At 40.2% G+C, this 5,606-nt stretch carries 7 protein-coding genes; all 7 read right to left on the bottom strand.

Annotation, left to right across the window (positions count from 1 at the left end; genetic code table 11):
• Positions 1-271: 271 nt before the first annotated feature.
• The gene (locus ACEQ1T_RS20440) at positions 272-853 is read right to left on the bottom strand and encodes a 1-acyl-sn-glycerol-3-phosphate acyltransferase (protein ID WP_206838235.1); all 582 of its coding nucleotides are present in this window, start codon (positions 851-853) and stop codon (positions 272-274) included.
• Entirely contained in the window at positions 850-1,530 is a 681-nt protein-coding gene (cmk, locus tag ACEQ1T_RS20435; protein WP_206838237.1) for a (d)CMP kinase, read from the bottom strand. Before cmk ends, ACEQ1T_RS20440 begins: the two co-directional genes overlap by 4 nt.
• A 190-nt stretch (positions 1,531-1,720) precedes the next feature.
• On the bottom strand, positions 1,721-1,906 hold the full coding sequence (locus tag ACEQ1T_RS20430; RefSeq protein ID WP_370224485.1) for a YpfB family protein: 186 nt from the start codon (positions 1,904-1,906) through the stop codon (positions 1,721-1,723).
• Between the two features lie 87 nt (positions 1,907-1,993).
• Complete coding sequence (locus ACEQ1T_RS20425) at positions 1,994-2,653, bottom strand: flagellar brake domain-containing protein (protein ID WP_206838239.1); 660 nt, start codon at positions 2,651-2,653, stop codon at positions 1,994-1,996.
• A gap of 149 nt (positions 2,654-2,802) precedes the next feature.
• Positions 2,803-4,152, bottom strand: a complete 1,350-nt coding sequence (gene ypeB / locus ACEQ1T_RS20420) for a germination protein YpeB (RefSeq protein ID WP_370224484.1) — start codon at positions 4,150-4,152, stop codon at positions 2,803-2,805.
• A 14-nt stretch (positions 4,153-4,166) separates the two neighbouring features.
• Positions 4,167-5,006: a spore cortex-lytic enzyme gene (sleB, locus tag ACEQ1T_RS20415; RefSeq protein WP_206838244.1), complete on the bottom strand. Its 840-nt coding sequence runs from the start codon at positions 5,004-5,006 to the stop codon at positions 4,167-4,169.
• 125 nt (positions 5,007-5,131) lie between these two features.
• Positions 5,132-5,606: PrsW family glutamic-type intramembrane protease (locus ACEQ1T_RS20410; protein WP_370224482.1), on the bottom strand; the 475-nt coding region annotated here is incomplete at its 5' end.

Raw genomic sequence — 5,606 nt, 5'->3', positions numbered from 1 at the left:
CGAAATGTGGAGGCGACTGCCCAGGGACGACAGGCATAAGACGGTTCCTGTAAGAAGGCGTTTTTCCTTCTGAAAGGAAACGGCTTATGACCCCGAGTCCCTAGGTGCCGAAACAAGACAAGCTTGTGACCTCGAGGGGGTAGGCGATGAGCTAGACATTCCTAGAAGTTCAAAGTAAAGGACAGCCTAATTTTTCGAATATTTTCGCCTTTTTAAAAAATGCCTTTTTACTAACTTCTTACAAAAGAAGATTTTTGTCAAGCAAGAAGGTTTATGAATAATCTTCAATTAATTTACCTATTTCTGACATAATCAATTCGGTGGTTTCCTCCGCCGAAGCCTTTCTTTCCCTTAGCTCTTTCATATCAATTGGTTTACCGTAAACAACTTTTAATTTTGAAAAAGCCTTATAGGGTCCAATAATGGCGCAGGGAACGACATGCGCTTCTGACCTGAGAGCAAAAAAACCTGCACCTGCCAGTCCTTTCCCCAGCTGCCCCGTTTTACTTCTAGTACCCTCTGGAAACAGCCCTAAAACATTTCCTTCTTTTAAGATTCCAAGCCCTTTTCTTAATGCCTCCCTGTCACTCATTCCTCTCTTGACAGGAAATGCGTTTAGATCGGGAAGAATTTTCCCCAGAACCGGGACATTAAATAGCTCTTCTTTAGCCATAAAATAAACTGGCCTTGGGGCATTAATGCCGACCACCGGAGGATCAAGATTATCTATATGATTGGAGCATAAAAGGACGCCCCCTTCAGCAGGAAAGTTCTCCTTACCAATTACTTCAAATCTGTATATGGGTTTTAGAACTCCATAGACTGCTGCTTTGGCAAAAGAATAGAGATTCACTTTGTACCAATCCTTTCAATAGCCAGATCCATTATCTTATTGACTACCTGTCCAATTGACAAAGAAGTTGTATCAATCTCTTTTGCATCCTCTGCTTTCTTTAAGGGAGCTACTTCACGCTCAGAGTCCAGTTTGTCCCTTAAGGAAATTTCTTCCTTAAGCTTTTCAAGATCAGATGGATATCCCTTCTGGATATTTTCATTATGTCGCCTTACAGCTCTTTCATCGACAGAGGCTAAAAGGAAAATCTTTACTTCTGCATGGGGCAGGACATGGGTTCCGATATCCCGGCCATCCATTACCACTCCTCCATTTAAGGCAAAGCTTTGCTGGCGCAGTACCATTTCTTCTCTAACCAGCTTATGCATGGAAACTATAGAAACAGAATTTGTCACTTCAGAAGTCCTGATTTCATTTGTCACATCCTGGCCGTCCAGATAAATTAATTGCCCTTTTTCGCCAGGCTGCAGTTCAATACCTGTATTGTTTAGAATCTCCATAAGAGAAGCTTCATCTTCAAGACTTGCATTCTTCTGAATCGCTTTATAAGTCAAGGCACGATACATGGCACCAGTATCAATATATATGTAAGATAATTTTTCTGCCACAATCTTTGCTACTGTACTTTTCCCTGCAGCAGCTGGGCCGTCAATTGCAATTGATATACGTTTGCTCATAGTTCCTCCTGTACCCCTGGCCGCTTCTTCCCCAGGTTCATTCAGCTTTATTTTAACATAATAAGTCTGCATCAGTGCATAATTAAGCTGTTTTTTAAGTCTTGCAATTTTTAAAAAAAGCCCCTAAAAGACTTATAATTTATCGTTTTCAACACGACCGCCAGCACAAAAATAAGCAGGCGCCCGCCTGCTAATAATTTTCCCTGAACGTTTCAAGCAGCTCAGTGAAATTCTGATCTGTTACACCCTCATACTGTGTCAGCTGCTTTAATTCCGGTAAAGCATCCATATGATGAAAGAAAAATTGAGTGAACAGCAAGAAAACAAATTGCACAATAATTAACTTTAGAATAATCCTCTCTACCGTTTTCATCATTGCCATCTCTCCAACTGTAAATATAAGAATAAGCCAATAGACTTCACCATCTATTATGAGAGATGAATATAAAAAATATTCCTTTATTTATATTTCCAGGCCTTTTTTCTTCATAGCCAATTGCCTATCGAAACAAAATCGCAAAAGCAATTGCCTATCCTGGGGGCTTACGTCCATAAACTGAACAGAAATAAGCGATTTTCCATTTTTAGGTTCAGAAACTCTGATAACTTTACTTTTAAGCCGCAAATAATAATTGTCGCCGTTTTGCATTGCTAATACGAAATAAGTATGTATTTGCATATTCGCTTTTAAAGAACTTCTGCTTTGTGCGATGATTGCAGCCCCGCCCGCACTAATATCATCCGTAACGGATACAAAAGGAATAAACTCATTACTTTCCGGGTGGATAGCAACATCAACAGGTGTTTCAACCCGGACAAACTGGCGCCGCTGAATTTTTACCAAATGTTCGTCCCCTGGATATGATAAAACCATCATCGGAATCTTCAGCTTAACTCTTCCCATAACCTCGCTTTCGAAAAGATATACAGTCCCATCTTCAGCTAAAAAAGTTGCCTTCAGCTGAGTCCCATCGAGCAGGAAAGCAGCTTTATTCGTTTCTTGATTTATCGGATAATCAATATATAGATTATTTCCTTCTCTTTCAGCAAGCTTGCATTTATATTTCTCGGATTTTTCCGAGTAGGTTAATTCCAGCAGCAATGTTTCTCCAATATTTATCACACTGACACACTTCCCCTTAGCAAAAGGATAATCTTGTCATTTAATTATGACCGGTATAAAAGAATCCTGCAATAGAATCTTTGAAAAAAATTAGGCAAAAAGACCCATATGCTATTTAAAACAAAAAAAGAAAGCCTATCTGGCTTTCTCTACAATACATCTTCAAATACTGGTTCAGCATTTTTAAGCTTTTCTACTTTTTCTTCCTGTCCTGTTTCTGCGTTTATATAGATTCTGTAGGTATCTTCACCCAAAGTGCCAAGAAATTCATAACAGGAAACTTCCTGATTCAAATCATTAATGATTATTGCCCGTCTGTCTTCCATGACTTTCAGCTGTGGATTTACCTTGGCTCTCGCCTCTTCTGCAGTGATTGCAGGCTCAGGAATTTCTCTCTGGTGATGAGCCTTTAAATAATCCTCAGCAGAAAAGGCTGCCATTTTGCCATTGTCAAGCGCAACTTTCACACGAATGGAGTCCGGATAAATTCTTACACCATCCTGATTGGATACAAAGGTAAATACCCCTAAATTGTCATACTGAGCACTCTCGAATAAATCAAGGTCCTTAAAACCATTGTCTTTCAGAAATTTAACCGCATTATTGCTTGCTTCATTAAGGCTTACTTTTTGTTTCGCCACTTCCCTATCCAGTATAAACCAGATTGGATAACCGCCTTTTTTAGTGATATCCATGTTTGCTTCTTCTTTTGTTTTCTTATTTTGAATACTTACACTAAAGAACCCGTAATCAGATCCTTTACCGTTTTCCGTCACTCTGATATTAATATTATTTCCCAGGTTTGCATATTGCCGGCCTATTCGTGCAGCTTCTTCTTCTGTTATTTCTTTACCCTTAAGATATTTGTAATTTTCATCTTTCCTCTGCATATTTACAAACGCAGGTCCAAAGTCTGTCTCTCCATAGCCTTCAACCGTTTTTTCCACTGTCTTAAATCCATCTATGATTGTATTATCTGCAGCTTCCTCATTTGAAGCAAGCGCCATTTCTACATCCATCCACCGTAAGTTTTTCTCAAGCACCATATGCTGAACTTTGCGCAAATCCTGCTGAACATCAGCCGACTGTTTATAAAGCTGCTTTAGCGCTTGATATTCTTTATCAGATAAAGGCTCCTTCTCCAAGTCCCTTACTGCTGTCCGATAACTGAAATCTCCAATATTGGATAGAAACTCTTCTGTTTTATTGAAAGGAAGAAGCGAGAGAGGCAGCTGGCCAACATCTGAGTGGGCTTCTGAAGTCAATCTCCATACTTCGGCCAATTCAGGTGATAGTGAAGCTCTAGAATTCATTGCTAAGGTTGTTCCAATTTTGTCATGCAATAAGTCAATTTGGTAAGTTAAATCATGAAATGCCCTTTGATAATTATTTTCGGCATTAATTACGATTGCATTTTTCTCCCGGTGCTCCTGATAACCCCAGAACGCTGTACCGGCAACACCCAGTGCAAGTACGCCTATTAGAATTCCTCTAAGCATGATCATTCACCCCTCTATTTACAGAATATATGTTTTCCAATTTGCTTGATTTGCGGCCGTGTCCAAATCCATCCGCTTGTAGCTGTATCCGGATTAAAGTAATACAGTGCCTCGCCTGTTGGATCCCATCCATTGATGGCATCAAGGACAGCTTTTTTTGCTGTTTCATTCGGCGTTAGCCATATCTGTCCATCGGCAACGGCAGTAAAAGCACGAGGCTCAAATATAACACCAGAAACAGTGTTTGGAAATGAAGCACTTTCTACACGGTTTAAAATTACTGCGGCAACTGCCACCTGGCCTGTATATGGCTCCCCTCTAGATTCTCCATAAACCGCATTGGCCATCAGCTGGATATCATTTTCTGAGAATCCGTTAGGCACATTTGCAGCGGTCGGCTGTTTAGGAGCTTCCTGCTGCTGTGCCGTTCCCCCGGAAGATCCCCCTTGCTGAGGCTGAGTCTGCTTCTCAGTGTCCACCCCGCCGTAGTGGGTAAATTTATTGCCCTTATTAATTTGTTCTTTCACATACTGTTCATTATACTTGGATGCCTTTACGAGCTTGTTTTTTGTTTCCTGACCAGCAAGCCCGTCTATCGGAAGGCCGAATTCATATTGAAAATTCCTAAGTGCCCAATAGGTTCCCCACCCAAAAACTCCATCGATTTTCCCATTGTAGAAACCTAAATACTGCAGGCGGGACTGAAGCTCGATTACATCATCTCCAACAGCTCCGTGCTGGATAACCTGGTTCGAAAAGGCATTAGCTTTGTCCATATTCCCGCTCAATGGAATTCCCAGAACACAAAGGGAGATTATGAGTAGAACCTTTCCTGCCAAAAAATTCTTTTTCATGGATTTTAACCTCCAAAAGTCAATCTTTTTTCATTGACCCTATTTTTTGTAGTCCTTGGCTTTTTATTCAATAACTTGAGTCTTTTTACTTTAGGTTGGTTTTCGGCAAAATAAAAAACCCTCCATCAGGAATGGAGAGTTTTCTGTAAATCAAATTGATTATTCATGTGGTTTACGCTATGTGCCCTTGCTTTTTTCACTTTTCTTAAGCCCAGCCACCAAAGGAAAATCATAAATGGAAACATGATAAAAATCCAATGTTTTAAGGAAATCAGGATGTAGTCGTAAATACCGTGAAGGAGAAAAGGTATAAAGAGCGAGAAGGCTATCCATTTTTTTGTCGAGGTTGCCGAGAATTTTCCTTTTCCTATATAATAGCCCATGATAACACCAAAGAGAGCATGACTGGAAACCGGAAGCAAGGCCCTTCCAAGAGCGTGTTCCACACCGAGCGCGACGAGATAGAAGATATTTTCTGCAGTGGCAAAGCCAAGTGATACAGAAGCACCATACACAATTCCATCATATGGTTCATCAAATGTGATATGCTGATAAATAGTATAAAATAATATAAACCATTTAAAGAATTCTTCCAGCAGG

Source organism: Cytobacillus sp. (genome assembly GCF_964223445.1).
In the GTDB taxonomy this organism is placed as follows: Bacteria; Bacillota; Bacilli; order Bacillales; family Cytobacillaceae; genus Cytobacillus.
The sequence above is the reverse complement of the archived record's forward strand: the minus strand, read 5'-3'. Positions and strand labels throughout refer to the sequence as shown.

What these genes read in the sequence shown, in the direction of transcription:
- cmk (WP_206838237.1), bottom strand. Translation starts at nt 1,530, where the DNA reads ATGAGCAAACGTATATCAATTGCAATTGACGGCCCAGCTGCTGCAGGG.
- sleB (WP_206838244.1), bottom strand. Translation starts at nt 5,006, where the DNA reads ATGAAAAAGAATTTTTTGGCAGGAAAGGTTCTACTCATAATCTCCCTT.
- ypeB (WP_370224484.1), bottom strand. Translation starts at nt 4,152, where the DNA reads ATGCTTAGAGGAATTCTAATAGGCGTACTTGCACTGGGTGTTGCCGGT.
- ACEQ1T_RS20430 (WP_370224485.1), bottom strand. Translation starts at nt 1,906, where the DNA reads ATGATGAAAACGGTAGAGAGGATTATTCTAAAGTTAATTATTGTGCAA.